This window comes from Palleronia sp. LCG004, assembly GCF_032931615.1.
Lineage (GTDB): Bacteria > Pseudomonadota > Alphaproteobacteria > Rhodobacterales > Rhodobacteraceae > Palleronia.
Genome location: NZ_CP136759.1, coordinates 2,715,925 through 2,733,119, shown reverse-complemented (window position 1 = coordinate 2,733,119; position 17,195 = coordinate 2,715,925). Strand labels below are relative to the sequence as shown.

At 62.2% G+C, this 17,195-nt stretch carries 14 protein-coding genes and 1 pseudogene; 8 read left to right on the top strand and 7 right to left on the bottom strand.

Annotated elements, in window-relative coordinates; all coding sequences use genetic code 11:
- Positions 1-69 precede the first annotated feature (69 nt).
- The gene (locus RVY76_RS13335; protein ID WP_317374628.1) at positions 70-891 is read left to right on the top strand and encodes a response regulator; all 822 of its coding nucleotides are present in this window, start codon (positions 70-72) and stop codon (positions 889-891) included.
- 88 nt (positions 892-979) lie between these two features.
- On the opposite strand, the pseudogene RVY76_RS18715 reads toward RVY76_RS13335, so the two are convergent.
- The 6 genes and pseudogenes from RVY76_RS18715 to RVY76_RS13310 all read right to left on the bottom strand — a co-directional run.
- Positions 980-1,138 (bottom strand): annotated as a pseudogene (locus tag RVY76_RS18715) (amino acid dehydrogenase); the annotation flags it as partial.
- Positions 1,139-2,315: 1,177 nt separating this feature from the next.
- Positions 2,316-3,776, bottom strand: a complete 1,461-nt coding sequence (locus RVY76_RS13330) for an amidase (RefSeq protein ID WP_317374626.1) — start codon at positions 3,774-3,776, stop codon at positions 2,316-2,318.
- A 264-nt stretch (positions 3,777-4,040) separates the two neighbouring features.
- Positions 4,041-4,205 carry a DUF1328 domain-containing protein gene (locus RVY76_RS13325; RefSeq protein ID WP_317374624.1) on the bottom strand — a complete coding sequence of 55 codons (165 nt, stop codon included), beginning with the start codon at positions 4,203-4,205 and terminating at the stop codon, positions 4,041-4,043.
- 112 nt (positions 4,206-4,317) lie between these two features.
- The gene (locus tag RVY76_RS13320) at positions 4,318-9,087 is read right to left on the bottom strand and encodes a translocation/assembly module TamB domain-containing protein (RefSeq protein ID WP_317374623.1); all 4,770 of its coding nucleotides are present in this window, start codon (positions 9,085-9,087) and stop codon (positions 4,318-4,320) included.
- A 2-nt stretch (positions 9,088-9,089) separates the two neighbouring features.
- The gene (locus tag RVY76_RS13315) at positions 9,090-10,871 is read right to left on the bottom strand and encodes an autotransporter assembly complex family protein (RefSeq protein WP_317374621.1); all 1,782 of its coding nucleotides are present in this window, start codon (positions 10,869-10,871) and stop codon (positions 9,090-9,092) included.
- A 106-nt stretch (positions 10,872-10,977) separates the two neighbouring features.
- A complete protein-coding gene (locus RVY76_RS13310; RefSeq protein WP_317374620.1) occupies positions 10,978-11,835 on the bottom strand; it encodes a formate/nitrite transporter family protein in 858 nt (285 codons plus the stop codon).
- A gap of 81 nt (positions 11,836-11,916) precedes the next feature.
- On the opposite strand from RVY76_RS13310, the gene RVY76_RS13305 reads away from it, so the two are divergent.
- The 7 genes from RVY76_RS13305 (at position 11,917) to RVY76_RS13275 (ending at position 16,093) form a co-directional block, all read left to right on the top strand.
- On the top strand, positions 11,917-12,180 hold the full coding sequence (locus tag RVY76_RS13305; RefSeq protein WP_317374619.1) for a Rho termination factor N-terminal domain-containing protein: 264 nt from the start codon (positions 11,917-11,919) through the stop codon (positions 12,178-12,180).
- Positions 12,181-12,245: 65 nt separating this feature from the next.
- A complete protein-coding gene (locus RVY76_RS13300; protein WP_317374618.1) occupies positions 12,246-12,857 on the top strand; it encodes a ribonuclease D in 612 nt (203 codons plus the stop codon).
- 75 nt (positions 12,858-12,932) lie between these two features.
- Positions 12,933-13,535: an LPS export ABC transporter periplasmic protein LptC gene (lptC, locus tag RVY76_RS13295; RefSeq protein ID WP_317374616.1), complete on the top strand. Its 603-nt coding sequence runs from the start codon at positions 12,933-12,935 to the stop codon at positions 13,533-13,535.
- Positions 13,536-13,548: 13 nt separating this feature from the next.
- The gene (locus RVY76_RS13290) at positions 13,549-14,040 is read left to right on the top strand and encodes an LptA/OstA family protein (protein WP_317376772.1); all 492 of its coding nucleotides are present in this window, start codon (positions 13,549-13,551) and stop codon (positions 14,038-14,040) included.
- Positions 14,041-14,799: an LPS export ABC transporter ATP-binding protein gene (lptB, locus tag RVY76_RS13285; protein WP_317374615.1), complete on the top strand. Its 759-nt coding sequence runs from the start codon at positions 14,041-14,043 to the stop codon at positions 14,797-14,799.
- Positions 14,800-15,009: 210 nt separating this feature from the next.
- Positions 15,010-15,597 (top strand): ribosome hibernation-promoting factor, HPF/YfiA family, encoded by a 588-nt coding sequence (gene hpf, locus RVY76_RS13280; protein WP_317374613.1) that lies wholly within the window; start codon positions 15,010-15,012, stop codon positions 15,595-15,597.
- Positions 15,598-15,628: 31 nt separating this feature from the next.
- Complete coding sequence (locus tag RVY76_RS13275; protein WP_317374612.1) at positions 15,629-16,093, top strand: PTS sugar transporter subunit IIA; 465 nt, start codon at positions 15,629-15,631, stop codon at positions 16,091-16,093.
- Between the two features lie 116 nt (positions 16,094-16,209).
- On the opposite strand, the gene galE is transcribed toward RVY76_RS13275, so the two are convergent.
- Positions 16,210-17,193 carry a UDP-glucose 4-epimerase GalE gene (galE, locus tag RVY76_RS13270; protein WP_317374610.1) on the bottom strand — a complete coding sequence of 328 codons (984 nt, stop codon included), beginning with the start codon at positions 17,191-17,193 and terminating at the stop codon, positions 16,210-16,212.
- Positions 17,194-17,195 lie beyond the last annotated feature (2 nt).

The window sequence follows — 17,195 nt, the reverse complement described above, 5'->3', positions numbered from 1 at the left end:
CCGGCCGTTCAGTTGGAACAAACGCCAAGTCTGTGCAGTTGTTCCGGAGAAATTCAGGGACACTATCGAATGACAGCACAAAAAAAGGCTGCCGATCTGTCGGACATGATCGGACCGGAGCTCGCCTACCTTCGTCGCTATGCTCGAGCCTTGACGGGTTCGCAGGGGACCGGGGATAATTATGCCGCGGCGACGCTCGAGGCTATCCTTCAGGACCCTTCTATATTCCAACGTGACATCGAGCCGAAAGTTGCGCTCTTCAACGCATTTCATCGGATCTGGTCGACGGCCGGCGCGCCAACTGCCGATACCGAGGATCCGCGCTCCCGGATGGAGAGTGCCGCACTCGACCATATGGCGGGACTTACGAACAACACGCGTGAGGCGCTCCTCCTGTCCACGATCGAAGGTTTCAGTTACGAAGAGGTCGGCACGATCATGGGTATCGATGCTGACGAAGCCTCGAGCTTGGTTGACATCGCCATCGCCGAAATGGAAAAATCCATGTCCGGTCGTGTGATGATTATCGAGGACGAAGCGATCATCGCGATGGACATCCATTCCATCGTTTCGGAGATGGGCCACAACATCACCGGGATCGCACGTACCCGCGCATCCGCCGTCGATCTTGGCGCGAAGGAAAAACCTGACCTCATCCTTGCCGACATCCAGCTCGCCGACAATTCCAGCGGGATCGATGCGGTCAACGATCTTCTGGGACAGTTCGGCGACATACCCGTGATCTTCATCACCGCCTTCCCCGAGCGGTTGTTGACTGGCGACAAACCGGAGCCGGCCTTCCTCATTGCCAAGCCCTACTCCGAAGAGCAGGTCCGCTCGGCAGTCAGTCAGGCGATGTTTTTCGCAAGCACAGAGTCGCTTAAGTCCTGAGCCTCCGAATTGGATCGGACGATTTGCGACCCTTCACCATACCGGTGGAGGGTTGCTTCGTTTGGAAGATTTCATTCTCGAATGAGGCTTACATAGCGATATTTCCGTCCATGGCTTCGGCAAGAACCTTGCCCGTTACCGGACTAAGCGTGAAGCCTTGGTATCCATGTCCAAAACTCATCCGAAGTCGGTCATGCAGAGGTGCCTGACGGAAGAGCAGCAGCATATGCGGCCAGACCGGCCTGGTCCCCGACCACTGACCGTTCGCCTAAGGTGGCTTGACCATCATGAGGGTTCGAACGGCACGAATTCCGCGACCGATCTGCTGCTTACGGGATACTCCGTCGCACCGGAACAAATTTGCTTCGGTTGTCATCCGCAGCACCGCTTCCATCTGTGATATCACTACAATCGTCTCGACATTGACGAGACGCCGACGCAATCCATGCTCTCTGTAGGAGATCATGTGATGGCTCATCTTCCGAACCATCGGGACACGAAATTCGAGCCGACCCAACAAATCCGGGGACTATGGATCCAGGTAGCGCCAACCTGCGCCGCGCCGATATTGGCCGCATGCCATCCATATCCGCGCGAAAGATTCGTTGCGTCATCTGTTCAGTTCGGCCGCCGCGAACCTCGAAGAGGCGGGCTTGGGCCGCAATAAGTTCACCCGGTGCGCTGGACCACTAGGAGCCCTGCCCGTGAATCGCCCCAGCGAGTCCTTTTCGACGGCTCGGCTTCTCTAAACCGAGCGCTTGGGCGTCGAAAAAGGTATGAGGAATGTCCAGTTCCGACATCAAATGTTCCACCAGGGTGATTGCGATCTCGAACCCGCACTGATCGCGACGGACCTTTCAATACCTGTTGCGGTGGACGATGTTGTCAGTTCCAGCTGCATCAATCAGCGGGGCATGCGATGTCGTCGCTCGGCGGATAAGGGGTGCATGGATCATCAAGGCTCATCGATGTGCCAGCGTTAGGGAATGCCGCCAGCAATGCGCAGTGGCACCCCGGTACGCGAAAAGATCGTGGAGGCTCACCCCAACGCGCTCTTGTCACCGGCGGCCATCAGCCGAAGTCCCATGGCTTCCAAGGAAGTCCACAATGCTCGGGCGCTTCCGCCTGGATCAGTCCCGGATTGCCGAAGCTCGTTTCCCGGCCCGGCTAGCGACGGTCCAGCAGCGCACAATCTTAGCCTCGGCTCCGCAGGGCGAGCGTGGCACTAATACGGACCACTCCGGCCCCAAGTACTAGGATTTCGCTTGTTTCGATAAAATCCTCGAAAGCCGTTCGTTGGTTACACGATCAGGAACATCTTTCACCCTGACGGGACTTCTGCACCGCGTTCCGATCATGTTTTATCGCAGCGGCATGAGGGCCGGTTGGGGTGGGGAAAGCGGGTGCCCCGTGGAGATCTCCAATCAGAGGTCGAGAAATCCCGGTGCCTCGGCCAATGGCGGTCTGGACTTCAACTTGCTGATATCGGGTCGTGGCGTCCTGAGGTCAGGAAGGCCCGCGATGATTGTCTCGAACGTTGCGGCCATCGCAAGCAGTGCGCGATCCGCGCCGCGCCGTCCGATCAGTTGCAATCCGAATGGCAACCCGGTCTCATCGAGGCCACAGGGTATCGTTATGCACGGGTGACCCGAAAGCGTTGCCGCGTAGGCACAGGCAAGCCAGTGATAGTAGCTTTCGGTCGCGATTTCGTCGATCCGCGTCGGGTAAAGCTCGTGCCAGTCGCGCGGCGAGATCGCGACCGCCGGAGCGAGGAGCAGGTCGTGATCCTCGAACCAGACCTGCCAGCGGCGATAATAATCACCCTGATCGGTCAATGCGCGCGCGACGTCGAGCGCGGAATAGCCGAGACCCTCCTGCACATTGTCACGCACATTCGGACCGACCATGTCGGGATGATCTCGCACCTGATCATGATGCTGACCAAGGAACTGCACAGCGCGCAGCACGGCAAAGATGCGGTCGGCCCCCCTGCAATCGGGATGTGCCTGCTCGATCTCGAGAGGAATTGAGGCCAGTGCCTTGCGAAAGGCGCGGCGCACGATCCCCTCTACCGGGGCAAAACCGAAATCCTCGGTCGCAGCTATCCTGAGACGGCTGGGATCGGCACGTCCCGGAGCGGAATACCCGATCGGATCACGCACGGGGGAGGTAAAGGGATCGCGGCGATCCGGACGCGCCATGATGTCGAGCATCAGCGCTACGTCATCCACGCTCCGCGCCATCGGTCCGGAGGTCGAGAGCCATTGCGATGCGATTCCGCGCGTCTCGCCCGGAACGACGCCCGGCGAGGGACGAAATCCCACGACACCGCAGAAGGCCGCAGGATTCCTGAGCGATCCGCCGGTATCGGACCCCGTGGCCAGCGGCACCATTCCCGTGGCAAGCGCAACGGCAGATCCACCGGAGGAACCCGCTGCGCTCTTGGAGGGGTCGTAGGGATTGCCGGTCGTGCCGTAGACACGATTGCGTGTGTTGGCGCCGGCGGACCATTCCGGACAATTCGTCTTGCCGAACATGATCGCGCCTTCGGCCTTCAGACCTGCGACAATGGGATCATCCCGTTTGGCAAGATTATCTGCAAAAAGTTCTGAACCGTAAGTGGTAGGGAGCCCTGCTACGTCGATCATGTCCTTCACGCCAATGGGCAAACCGATCAGCCGGCCGGATGCCCCACGAATTAGCGATGCCTCGGCTTCCCGTGCCGCATCTAGCACCATTTCCGGATTCCATGCGCATATCGCGTTGACCGCTGGATTAACTGCTTCCGTTCGGACAATGCACGCTTCCGCAAGCTCGACGGGAGACAGTTCACGGGCATGGATGAGGGAGAGGGCTGTACGGGCGGTTAGTTCGGCGGGGTTCATTCAAGGGCCCTTTTGACTATCGGGAACGCATACGATCTCAACGAAGAGCGCCAGGATCACGGTCACGGTGGAGACGTCGAGCTATTTCGGCAAGTGCGAGATTTGGAGAAAGATCAACGGGTCGTGACAGTCCGCCTCACGCGCGAGTAATCTTCTTTTCCCCGCAATGCCAAACGTAGAACAGCCGACAATACGCCGGCTGCCCTATATAATGCGGTCGCCCTGGGCGGCCGGTGTGTCGTCTGGATCGAAGTGCCGCCGCAATCAGCGTTCGTTCGTCATTTCGATTGCCACCATGATGAGCGACAGAAGGAGACTGACGAAGAAGGCGATCTGGGCGACCCCCGCAAAGGCCGACGCGAGACCGCCGAAGCCCAGAAGGCCTGCGGTCAGCGCGACGACGAAGAAGCCGAAGGCCCAATACAACATTCTCACTCTCCGAGCGTACGTCATTTGACGTCCAACAGGGCGAGACCGAGCGGGTTCCCACAATTCGTCACGCGGAATACCCGTGTGACGAGAGTGTGACAGGCTGGCCGCTTCAGTAATCGCGCTCGTAGAAGATTCCGAGGCTCGTATTTCCGGTACTCGACGCGCCGCCTCGCACGGTGATCGAGTCGGTCAAATCGAGATTGAGATTGATCTCTGCCTCACCTCCCGATTCCACCGTCACATCCGAATACAGATTCTCCGACAGGTACTTGCCCGCTCGCAATCCGACATTGCCTTCGGCATCTGTCGTAACGTCAAGATCGTCTAGCCCGGTACGGGCCCGCAGATTCGCGATGATACCGTCGCCGCCACGGCCTGCGAGAGTGGCGACGGCCGACGCGAGTTGTGCCGCCTGAAGCGGAGAGATGTTGTCGATCGACCGACCGAAGAGAAGTCGTGACAGAACCTCGTCCTGCGGCAATTCGGGATCGGATTCGAACCGGATCACGGGTTCGCCGGCCGGCCCCTCGACCACGATGCGGATCGTCACCTCACCGGCATCGGTCTCCGCGACGAGCCGGATGAACGGCGTGAAATCACCCTGCAGTGTCACGATTCCTTCGGTCAGGACAATCCTTTGTCCCAAGAGGTCGATCCGCCCGCGAATAAGCTCGAACTGGCCGGCAGGGATAATGTTCGCCGTTGTCCCCTGCAGCCGAAGCGTGCCACCGAATTCGGAATCCAGCCCACGTCCCCGGATGAATATCTGGTTCGGTGCGCTGATCGTAATGTCGAGCGGATAGGCCGCGCCGCCTCCGCCGCCACTACCCGCATCGCTGCCATCATCGATCAGACCGGCACGGCGCAACGTCGCGCGGACGGCTGCGGATTCGTCGACATGCACGAGACCGTCCGGAATGGGCCCGGTTGCCCCCAGTCCCGTCGACGGAATCCGTATCTCCGTGGTATCCAGCGTAAGCTGGCCACCAATCGTGGCACCGCCGGTCAACGCACCGTCGACCGAAATCTGACCGTCCACTTCCGTCTGATAGAGCCGTGGATCCTCAACTACGAAATCGTCGATGGATATATCGAGACCGGCATCGAACCCGCCCGTCAGGGAGATCGGCCCGTTTACCGAGATCTGCCCGCCTTCCTGGTTCTGCGCGGTGAGGCTCAAGCGGATGGTTTCCCCACCAATCTGGGCGGTTGCGTCGACATTCTCTAGGACGAGCGGCAAAGATGGCTCGACGAGCCGCCCGTCGGCCAAACTAACCTGGCCCGACAGCGACGACAGGGCGAGGGGACCACGTACCGCCAGATCGAAATTCGCCTGCCCGCTCAGCGAGCGCGGCTCGATGAATGGATTGGCCAGTCGCAACGGCGCAGTTCCGTCAATGGAAAGGTCTGCATTGTCGAAACTCTCTGCGATCTGCCCGGTGATATCTGCCTGCATTCCTTGCGGTCCCGCCACATCCACGTCGAGCGTGAAGTTCGATCCGGCTTGGCCGGCAGACCCCGTGACCGTCACGGGCCCATCAATGCCATCCACAAACGCCCCGAGATTCGCAAGCCGCGCGTCGAAGTCGAGATCGCTCGCCCCGCCGAGCAGGGTGCCCTGCGCACTCGCATCGAGACCGGACGCATCGAGTTCGAGTGTCTGGACCTGGATCGGAGCATCGGCTCCGGAACGGCTTGCCACGAGATCGAGCTGCGTGGCACCGGAAAGAAGCTGATCGACCTCTGCGATGCCGGTGGAAAGCGACGTGCCCAGTAGATTCGCGGTCACGTCGAACTGGCTTCCGTCGACCCGCGCATTTCCCTGCGCGTCGAGTTCGAGCGCGCCGGAAAGCGGTCGGTCGACCAGCGTGCGGAATCGCGACAGATCCTCCGCATCCAGGCTAACGCGACCGTCGACGAACGGCGTCGTATCGAGGTCCGTGATCTCGGAGACCGCCGACAGCACAACGCCTGCACCCGCCCCGTCGAGCGTGACCTGCCATGCCTCCCCGGTCTCCTCGGCAAAGAGGTCGACGCGCCCCTCGCCTGACATTTCGGGAACGATCGCGCCCAGTTCCGGAAAGACGAGGGCGGCCTGGACCGCATTCTGCCCCGTTCCGTATTGTCCGTCCGCCGTGAGCGAAACCTGGGGGTTGGAAACGTTCAGGGTCTCGATGGTGATCGCGTCGCCATCCTTGGTAAGATCGGCCGCAATATCGGTCTCGCCCGAGAGAAGTCGATCGATCTCGGGTTGGCCGATGGCGATATTCGAAAGCGAGCCGCCAAGCTCGACCGTGCCGGTCGAAAAATCGAAGCGCGCCTGCCCTTGGGCGTCAATATCGACGCTGCCGGCAAGCTCCCGCCGGGCAAGCTCGGAGAAATTGCCGAGATCGTCGATTTCGACGGAGATGTTGCCCGCCCCGAGCGGTGTCGCGTCGAGGTCGCTGACGCGACCATCCGCAACGATCTCGGCACCTGCCCCGGATCCGTTGAGATCGACGACCCAGCCCTCTGCATCCTCGTCGGCGGTGAGCGTCAACGTTGCGGGCCCATTCATCGACGGGACGATCTGCGACAGATCGGGCAGACGGATCGCGAGGTCGACATCGCTGTCTCCCGGCGCGACATTGCCTTCGCCCGTCGTCGAAATCTGGGGATTCTCGATCGCAAGACGGGGTATCGCGATCCGGTCGCCATTCTTGTCGAACGTTGCCGCCAGGTCGGTCACGCCGGCCAGAAGTCTGTCGAGTTCGGGCTGGCCAATGGCGATATCCTGCATCTCACCGTCGATCTCGGCAGAGACCGTACTGGCATCGGTGCGACCTTGCCCGTTCAGGGAAATGTCGAGCGACCCACCGAGATCCCGTCCGGCAAATGGCAAAAAGAGCGAAAGGTCGCGGGCCGTGACATCGGCCGTTCCCTCGACCAACGGCGCATCCGCCTCGAGATCGGATACGGTCACGTTCGCGCCGATGTCGGTTTGTGCACCGGACGCGGTCAGATCGATATCCCACGCCTCGCCCGGATTGACGGCCTGGAACGATAGGGTGGCGGGGCCTTCGAGGACGGGATCGATCCGCCCCAGATCGTCGATCCTTGCATCGACCGACGCGCGCCCATCGTCCGACGAAAGTTGCGCCGATCCATCGAGGTCGATCGCTTCGTTGTCGAGCGTCAGCGTGCGGACCGTGAGTCCCGTTTCGTCGCGCTCGGCCGCAAGCTGCAGCACCGTCTCTCCCGTCAGAAGGGGGTCGAGATCTGAGATGCCGAGCGCCAGATCCTGTCCGGTACCGGTCAACTCTATATTGAAACCCTGATCCCTGAGGGTGGCCGACAAATCGAGATCGGCGGAAATCGATCCTGAAAGCGGGCGACCGGCAAGCGACGAGAAGACTTCCAACGTTTCTGCATCGAGCGCGACGTCGAGCGTCATTGGAACGTTCTCGCCATCCGGATCGACACTGCCCCGCCCATCGAGCGAGAATCCGGCCCCGGAGAGACGCAGAACGTCCATGGCAATATCGCCGCCGGAGGTGTAGTCCACTTCGACCCGGCCTTCGATCGCATCGCCCACGGCTTCGGCGACGGCGGGATCGTCGAAATCGAGACCGCTCGCATCGAAGTCGAAATTCGTCTCGACGGCCAGCGCATCTCCCGAACCGGAGATGATTCCGCTTCCGTCGAGCGCCACTCGCGCGATCCGCAACGTGCCCTGATCGAGTCCCTCGACGACGATCTCGCCGGTCCAGTCTTCGCCCACGCTCTCGTCGAACTGGACGTCGAGACCGACGCGTCCAACGCGAACGTCCTGTCCCACCGGCAGAACGACGGGGCCGTCATCGCCGGAAATCTCGCCCGTGACGTCGATGAGGTCCGGCACACCGTCCGCGCCGATGACCACCTGCCCCTGCAGGTCAATGGATTGCGCGGCAAGATCGAACGTGTCGAGCCGGATCGCACCGCTGTCGGCGATCGCTCCCTGGGCGCTGAGCTGGATGTCGGGCCCGAAGAAGGGTCGGTACTGCGGCGTGAAGACAGGTGCGATATCGCCGCCGATATCGACGGCGAAACCCTGTCCCTCGTCACTTTCGCTGAGTGTGACGGTTCCGTCGATCCGCGGCTCTCCGTCCGTCGCAAGCGCGATGTCGGCCGTGAAGTCGGAAAGCGGTCCCTGCCCCTCGACGCTGAGTTCGAGCGAGGGCGCGCCGGGCAGATTGATGAGCGATCCGACGATACCGCCTTCGCCCTCGTCGATCCCGAGATCGACGACGAGCTCCCGGCTTTCGCTCGAAAAGCTGCCGGCGATATTGTAGCTGCCGGTCTCGGCGTCCACGCGGTTGGCGGCGATGTCGACTTCGCCCTCACCTCCGGCGAGCGACGCCGATCCCTCGACGCTCAGCACCGCCGCCTCGCCGATTACAGGCTGTCCGAGTTCGACCCGCTCGGCGGCGATGCGCCCGATCTGGATCGAAACCGGTAGATCGGGAAGCGAGAAGGGCGTCGCCTCCGGCTCGGGGACGTCGACGCTGGTGTCGGCTTGCGGCAGACGCGGCAGCAGGATTTCCTCGGCCGTCAACTCGTCGACCGACAGCCGGCCGCGCAACAGCGCGGAGCGGTTCCAGTCGAGGACAGCATTGTTGATTGTGAGCCATGGCCCTTCGTCGTCGGAAATGACGAGCGAGGCGAGTGTCGCCCGCGAGGAAAGCGCACCTTCGAAGCCGCGGACATCGACCTGAAATCCGGGGCCCGAAAGACGATCCTCGATCAGATTCTCGAGAAAACCGCCCCCGTCGTCATCCTGAGCGGAAAGGGGCGTCACGAGCAACCCGAGAGCGAGCGCGCCACGCGTGATCCAGCGGGTGGGAGAGAGCTTTGTCACGATCAGAATGCCTGTCCGATACCGATATAGACTTCGATCCCCGACGGATCGTCGGGTCCGTCGATCGGTGCCGCGACGTCGAGCCGGATCGGGCCGATAGGCGTGAGATACCGCAGGCCGAGACCGGCACCGGAATGGCTGTTTGCATCGCTGCCGGGGGTCGCGTCGGGTCCGACGAGGCCGTAATCGGCAAAGGCGACAACCCCGATCGATTCCGTGATCTCGGTGCGGATCTCGGCCGAAAGGCCCAGATATGATGCGCCGCCTGATTCGACACCGTCGAGCGTGATGCCGAGCGACTGGTATTGCTGGCCGCGGACGCTTCCCCCGCCGCCCGAGTAGAAGCGATACTCGTTCGGGACCTGGGCGAGATCCGCGCCGACGATGCTGCCACCCTGAAGACGCCCGGCGAGCGTGACGCGCTCCTCCTGCCCGAAGCTCAGATAGCTTCGCGCGTCGAAGGTGATGCGCGTGCCATTATCGGTCTGTTCGTTGAGCCCGAGGAACGGCGTGGCGGTCAGATTGACATAGGCCCCGCCCTTGGCGTCGAGCGGTTGCTCGCGATTGTCGAAGACGGCCGTCAGCGGGAGCGTCAGCATGGAGTAGTTCCGCTCTCCCGCATCGTCCTCGACCTGGCTGAAGCGGTAGGCCAGCCCGTAGGAAATCGAGACCTCGTCGTTGACGAGCCTCTCGATCCCGAAGCCGAGCGTTCCGACATCCGAAGTGTAGTCGGGCTCGTCGAGCCGGGCGAGTTCGGCGTCGATGAAGAAGGTGTTGTGCGGAGAGAACGTCGCGGGCCGCTGGAAACGCGCGTCGAGCGAGTAGTTCGTGCCCCCCGTGCTGCCGCCGATCCCGGAGATCGAACCGTCGATGCGGAAGCGTTCCGCCCCGCCGAAGAGGTTGCGGTGAAGCCAGAACGCCGTCAGCCCGACGCCTTCGACGGTCGACACCTCCGCTCCGAAGCCGATCCGGCGCGGCGGCTGGCCGGCAAGCTGCGCGACGATGTCCATCGTGTTGCCGGGTCCGAGCGTTTCGTTCTCGATCAGCGCGACGCTCGAGAAGACCTGGGTGCGCCTGAGCCGGTCCGCGGCACCCTGCAATTCGTCGGGATCGAAAACCTCGCCGGTCGGCAGGCCCGCGATGGCGCGCAGCCGTTCCGGACGCACGGCCTCGCTGCCACGAAGGATCAGGTTCCCGAAAGTGACGCGCGGGCCTGGTGCCACATCGATGGCGACGGCAAGCGTATTCTGGTCGTGCTGCGCGATGGCGCTTTGATCGGCAATCCGGGCCTTGGCATTGCCCACGTCGCGCCAGCCGCTGACGGCGGCATTGGCCGCGTCCTCGACAAACACCGATCGCGCGGTGCCGCCGACGGCGAATTCCTCGGGAATGACCGTATCGGGCGCAAGCGGCCCGATCTCCGCACGGGAGAACCGATAGGACGGCCCCGGTGCCACCCTGACCGAGATCCGGTCGATCGCGTTCAGGCGTGCGAGCGGCGAGATTTCCGTCGCTTCGACCCCGTCCACGAGGATGTTTATGACGCCGCCGTAATAGCCCTGATTGTAGAGCGAACCGATCAGACGCCCGTAATCGGCAAGTGCTGCCGCCAGAAGCTCTTGCGGATCCGAGACGCCTTCGGTCTGCGCGGCGACCAGAAGGGAGGAGTTGCGAAGCTGCTCGCGAAGATCGTCGTCACCCTCGACCGCGAACTGAAGGTCGTCGAGTGCGAACGCGACGGGTGCCGCGATAAGCCAGATCGCGCATCCCAGAGATGCTGCCAAGCGAAATCGTTTCACGAACGCCCCCAAACACATGTCCCGGGATCACGTTATGACGTCTCGACCTGGGACGCCAGAACTGCCTCGGTCACATTTTGCCCCAGGCATTTCAGCTTTCGACTTCTTCCTTGACCTGCCCCCAGGTGATCAGCGTGAAGACGACCGTGCCGCCGGCAACGTTCCCGAGAAACACCGGGATGAAGAACCCGAAGATCGCGTCCATGATGCCGAGCGAGTGGTGCAACATCATGTACGCCATCTCGACCGATCCCGCGATGATATGCGTGAAATCGCCCGCCGAGATCAGCCACGTGAAGAAGAAGATGATGAAGAACGGATTCTGCGGCTGCGTCGGGATCATCCAGACGATCGCGGCGATGAGAACGCCCGCGGGCATGCCTTTCACGAAACCCTCAAAGGCGGGCATCGTCGTCGCGTGTTCGCTGATCGCATGGACCGCCGAGAGAACCTCCGGGCCGAAGACTCCGCTATAGCCGATGAAGCCGGCCGCAACGAAGGCACCGACGACGTTGGCCGCGAGGACGATCATCCAGAGCCGACAGGTGAGCCAAAGGTATTCCGAGCACGGATGGGCCATCAGCGGCAGCACGGTCGTGATCGTATTCTCGGTGAAAAGCTGCATCCGTCCAAGGATCACCAAGAGGAACCCGGCCGTATAGCCGAACGATTCGACGAGTGGGACCCAGGTCGCATCCTGGGGAAGATACGCGCGCAGGATTGCCTCGGTAATGATCGAGAAGGAAATGAGGACCCCCGCAGCGAGCCCCGAGAAGACGAGGGAAGATTTCGGGCGGGTCATCTCCTCCGCACCGTCGCGACGGACCACCTCGTAGATCAACGGCGCGGTGAGGCGGGTCGCCCTGTTGACCGATTTCTCCTCGGCCCTGCCCGTCTTGGCCATGGTCTCTTTGTTGTCGCGTCTGAGATTGTCTTCGGCCTGCGCCATGCGATCCTTTCCCGCCCGTCCGGCTGGGAACCCCGTACGAGCCATCTTCGTTCGGGCTGCAAGCTAGTGTTGGAGGGCGCTATGACCAAGAATCACGGAACGTCTGTAAAGAACGACGACGTCTACGAGGCGCTGCGAGACGATGGCGCCTCGAAGGAAAAGGCCGCCCGGATCGCCAATGCGCAGGCGAACGACAACATGGATCCCGGCCAGAAGGGCGGATCGCACCCCCCTTACGAGGAATGGACCAAGGACGAACTCTACGATCAGGCCCGCAACGTCGGGATCGAGGGCCGCTCGGACATGACGAAGGACGAGCTTATCGAGGCTTTGCGCGCGCGCTGATTGCCGCATGACATGCAAAAGGGTATGGCCGTGGGGAACCTGCCCGAAGCCCGACGAGGATCCCCATGGCCAATCATCTTCACCAGGGCGATCTGCCCGCGGATCTCGATCTCGGACCGGCCGTTGCCATCGATTGCGAGACGATGGGCCTCAACCCGCATCGCGACAGGCTCTGCGTCGTCCAGCTTTCCGCGGGCGACGGTGATGCCCATCTGGTTCAGGTGGCGCTCGATCAGTCGAGTGCCCCGAATCTCGAACGGCTCCTGCGCGACGAGTCCGTTCTGAAGCTCTTCCATTTCGGCCGTTTCGATATCGCCGCGATGTACCATGCCTTCGGCGCGCTTGCGGCACCGGTCTATTGTACCAAGATCGCGAGCAAGCTTACCCGCACCTATACCGATCGCCACGGCCTGCGGCAGCTTCTGCAGGAACTTCTCGACGTCGACATCTCGAAGTATCAACAACAGAGCGATTGGGGCGCGGCCGAGCTTTCCACCGCCCAGATCGATTACGCCGCCTCGGACGTCCTGCATCTTCATCGGCTGCGCGAGGCTCTCGACGAACGGCTGAAACGCGAGGGACGGATGGAGCTGGCGAAGTCCTGTTTCGATTTCCTGCCGACGCGGGCGCTGCTCGACCTCGAAGGCTGGCCCGAAATCGACATCTTTGCCCATTGATCGGACCTCTTTTTCCGCGCCGGGAATCCGCCCGGTTCCCCTCCTCGATGCGGGAGGCCGGGATCGGAGGGCTTGATGGCTGTCTATGACAACAGACACAGTCGGCGTGTCGCCCTTCTCAAGGTGATCCTGCCGCTTCTCGCGCTCGCGATTTTATCGACGCTCTTCCTGGTCGCGGATCGACGCGGAACCGGGGACACGGTGCCCTTTTCCTCGGTGGAAATCGACCGCATCGCGGCCGGTCAGCAGATTGCCGGGCCGAATTACACGACCGTCACCGAAGACGGGAGCGCCCTGACGTTGGCCGCGCGCGACGTGGCATCCTCGGATGGCGTGGCCGAGTTGCGCGACATCATCGCGGTTATCGAATATTCCGATGGCACCCGCATCGATCTCACGTCCGATACGGGAAACCTCGGCTCCGGCGAAGGCGCGGCCCAGCTCGTCGGAGGCGTGGCGCTCGGCAGTTCGAACGGTTACCGCATCGAAGGCAGCGCGTTCGACATCTCGCGCGCAACAGGCCGGATCGTATCCGATGCCCCGGTGCGCGGCGAGGGGCCGCCCGGAACGCTCGATGCCGGCGGTCTGACTGTCGATGGCCGGGACGGCAACTACGTTCTGAACTTCACCGACGGCGTGAAGCTGCTATATCAGCCTCGGGGACAGGACGAGGAGTGACGCGATGAAAGCGATGGCCGGCCTTCTTTTCGGGGCCTTCCTGTCCATTTCCGCTGTACCCGGCCTGGCCCAGGGAACGGCCATCGAGTTCGGGGGACTCCGCCAAGACACCTCGCTACCCGTCGAGATCACGTCGGACGCGCTGCAGGTCAGCCAGTCGGACGGAAGCGCGACCTTCACGGGCAACGTCCTTGTCTCGCAGGGCGAAATGCGGCTTTCCGCTCAGGAAATGCGCGTCGTCTATGCGGCGGGCGGCGCATCATCGGGCACCATCCAGGAACTTAGGGCCACAGGTGGCGTGACCCTCGTCAACGGAGGGGACGCGGCCGAGGCCGAGGAGGCCGTTTATGACATCGAGGCCGGCGAGGTCGTGATGCGCGGAGACGTCATCCTGACACAGGGCCCCAACGCGCTGTCGTCGAATGAACTGACGATCGATCTCGCCTCGGGAACCGGCCGGCTCCAGGGCGGCGTGCGGACCATCTTCCAGACCGGCACGCGATAGGTGTCGGATCAGGACGCGACATTCCCGGCGGGGGGGCATGGCCTCATCGTGCGGAACCTGCGCAAGAGCTATCGCAGGCGACCGGTCATCCGCGACGTAAGCCTCTCGCTCGATCGCGGTGAAGTCGTGGCGCTGCTCGGGCCGAACGGTTCGGGAAAGACGACCTGCTTCTATGCGATCGCGGGCCTCGTCGTCCCCGAGGCTGGATCGGTTCTGGTCGACGGGCGCGAGATCACGCAGTTGCCCATGTATCGCCGTGCCCGGCTCGGTATCGGCTATCTCCCGCAGGAGAATTCGATTTTTCGTGGATTGTCGGTCGAGGACAACATCATGGCCATCCTCGAACTGACCGAATCGAACCGCGGCAAGCGGCGCAGGCGGCTCGAGACGTTGCTGGCCGAATTCTCGATCGAACATCTCCGCAAGACCCCCGCGCCGGCGCTTTCCGGCGGCGAACGGCGACGCGCCGAGATCGCGAGATGCCTCGCCGCCGATCCGAAATACCTGCTTCTGGACGAGCCTTTCGCCGGCGTCGATCCGATCGCGGTCGGCGATATCCGTTCACTTGTCGCGAATTTGACCGAACGCGGAATCGGCGTGCTTATCACCGATCACAACGTCCGCGAGACCCTCTCAATTGTAGATCGCGCCTACATTCTCCACGACGGAACAGTCCTGAAGAGCGGTACGGCTGCCGAGGTGGTGGCAGACGAGGATGTGAAGCGCGTCTATCTGGGGCGCAGCTTCGAACTCGGCTGAGACGCATCACCGGCGGCGCATGTCTTGACAGAGGGATCCAAACCGGTCCCAAATAGTTAGGCTGAGAGCCGTTCTGACACGCAAGGAACACGCATTAATCGAGTGTTAACAGCGGCTTGGTGCCCTGACCTCCCTGAGGTCAGGCAGCCGGCATCCATGGAGCGACCCGGCAGCAGATGTCGCCCTCCGACCACCCCGAAAGGACCGATCATGCGTTATCAGATCAGCGGCAAGCAGATAGATATCGGCGAAGCTCTGCAATCCCATTGCAAGTCCGAGATCGAGGTGGTGATCTCGAAATATCCCACCCGGCCTACCGACGCTCTGATCGTCTTTTCCAAGGACGCGTACGAATATGCCTGCGAGACGGTGCTGCATCTTTCCAGCGGCATTACCGTTCAGGCCAAGGCCAAGGGCACCGAGATCTACGCCGCCTTCGACGCGGCGAACGCCAAGATGGAAAAGCAGCTTCGCCGCTACAAGCGCAGATTGAAGAACCATCATCAGGAGCGGTCGCACCCGGTTGAACTCTCGGGAGCGTCCTCGTATATCCTCGCCGGAACGAACGCCGACGGGTCCGACGACACGGAGGAACCCGATACCCTGACGCCGATCATCGTGGCGGAGATGGAGACGCATATTCCGTCTCTTTCGGTGGGTGAAGCGGTGATGCAGATGGAACTGGCGGGGGCACCTGTGCTGGTATTTCGCAATGACAGTCAGGCGAACGTCGTGAACGTCGTCTATCGCAGAGATGACGGCAACATAGGTTGGATCGACCCCAACGTAGCGACCTGACACCGCGTCAGGCACAGTCAGACAGGCTTTCATGACTCTTTCAGACTTGCTCACGCTCGATTCAGTCCGGGTGGTCGCCTCGATCACCAGCAAGAAGCGGCTGTTCAACACGCTCGGCGATTTTGCGGCCGAGGTGCACGGGCTCGATTCCGAGATGACGAGCGAGGCACTGATGGTACGTGAAAAGCTGGGTCCGACCGGCGTGGGGCACGGTGTAGCACTGCCCCACGCTCGGCTCGACGGGCTCGACAGGGTGCGCGGGCTCTTCCTGAAGCTCGAGCATCCCGTGGATTTCGCCTCGGTCGATCGCCAGCCGGTCGATCTGGTCTTCTGCTTGCTGGCACCGTCGAGTGCGGGGGTCGAGCATCTCAAGGCGCTTGCATCCGTCTCGCGGACGCTCCGCGATCCGGAACTTTGCGCCAAGCTCCGTGCGAATGACCATCCGCAAACTCTGCACGCCGTCCTGACCGATCGGAGCGTGACACGCGCGGCCTGAGCCGCACGTGTCATTTGACCGGACGCCTCCTTCTAGCGATTCCAAGCTCACCTACAGCGCATCGATGCGTCGAGAGGAACTCGACGCTTTCGTCCGGCACGAATGTCAGTATCGAATTATTTTTCGTAGGACCCGGACTGATGCCACCGCCACGCATCTCCGATCATTCGATCGAGGGTCGATCGCTCGGGGGTCCAGCCGAGTTCCGTTCCGGCCCGTCGTGATCCCGAGACCAGCGCCACGGCATCGCCCGCACGCCGGGGACCCTTGTCGATGGGAACCTCGCGATTGGTTACGCCCGCAGAGTGTTCGACGACCTGCTTGACGGAAAATCCCGACCCCGTGCCCAGGTTGAAGACGCGGCTGCCGCGCTCGTCCCGCAGCCATTCCAGCCCTTTCAGATGCGCATCTACGAGGTCCATGACGTGGACGTAGTCGCGGATGCATGTTCCGTCGGGCGTCTCGTAATCCTCGCCGAAGATCGTCAGCGCAGGCCGCTTTCCGTCGATAGCGTCGAGCATCAGGGGTATCAGATGTGTCTCCGGGCGGTGATGCTCTCCCACGTCTCCATCCGGCGAGGCACCCGCGACGTTGAAATAGCGGAAGATCACCGATTTCAGCCCATAGACCGTTTCGAAGTTCTGCAGCATCGCCTCGACCGCGCGTTTCGATGCGCCGTAGGCATTGATCGGACGCTGTTCCGTCTCCTCGTCGAGAAGGACGCCGTCCTGATCCCCGTAGGTCGCGCAGGTGGAGGAGAAGACGAAGTGACGGCACTCCGCCGCCACCGCCGCTTCGGCGAGATTGAGCGAACCGCCGACATTGACGCGCCAGTACCGGCCCGGGTCGCGGGCCGATTCCGCCACGTCCGACAATGCCGCGAAATGCATGACCGCGACGGGCGAATACTTCCCGAAGATCCGGTCGAGTGCCTCGCGATCCAGAAGATCGGCTTGCTCGAACGGACCGAACTGGACAGCATCGCGCCAGCCCGTCGACAGGTTGTCGACAGTCACGGGCGTGTATCCCGCCTGGGCGAGAACCTTGCAGGCATGCGAGCCGATATAGCCCGCACCGCCCGTTACCAGCACGTTGGTCATGG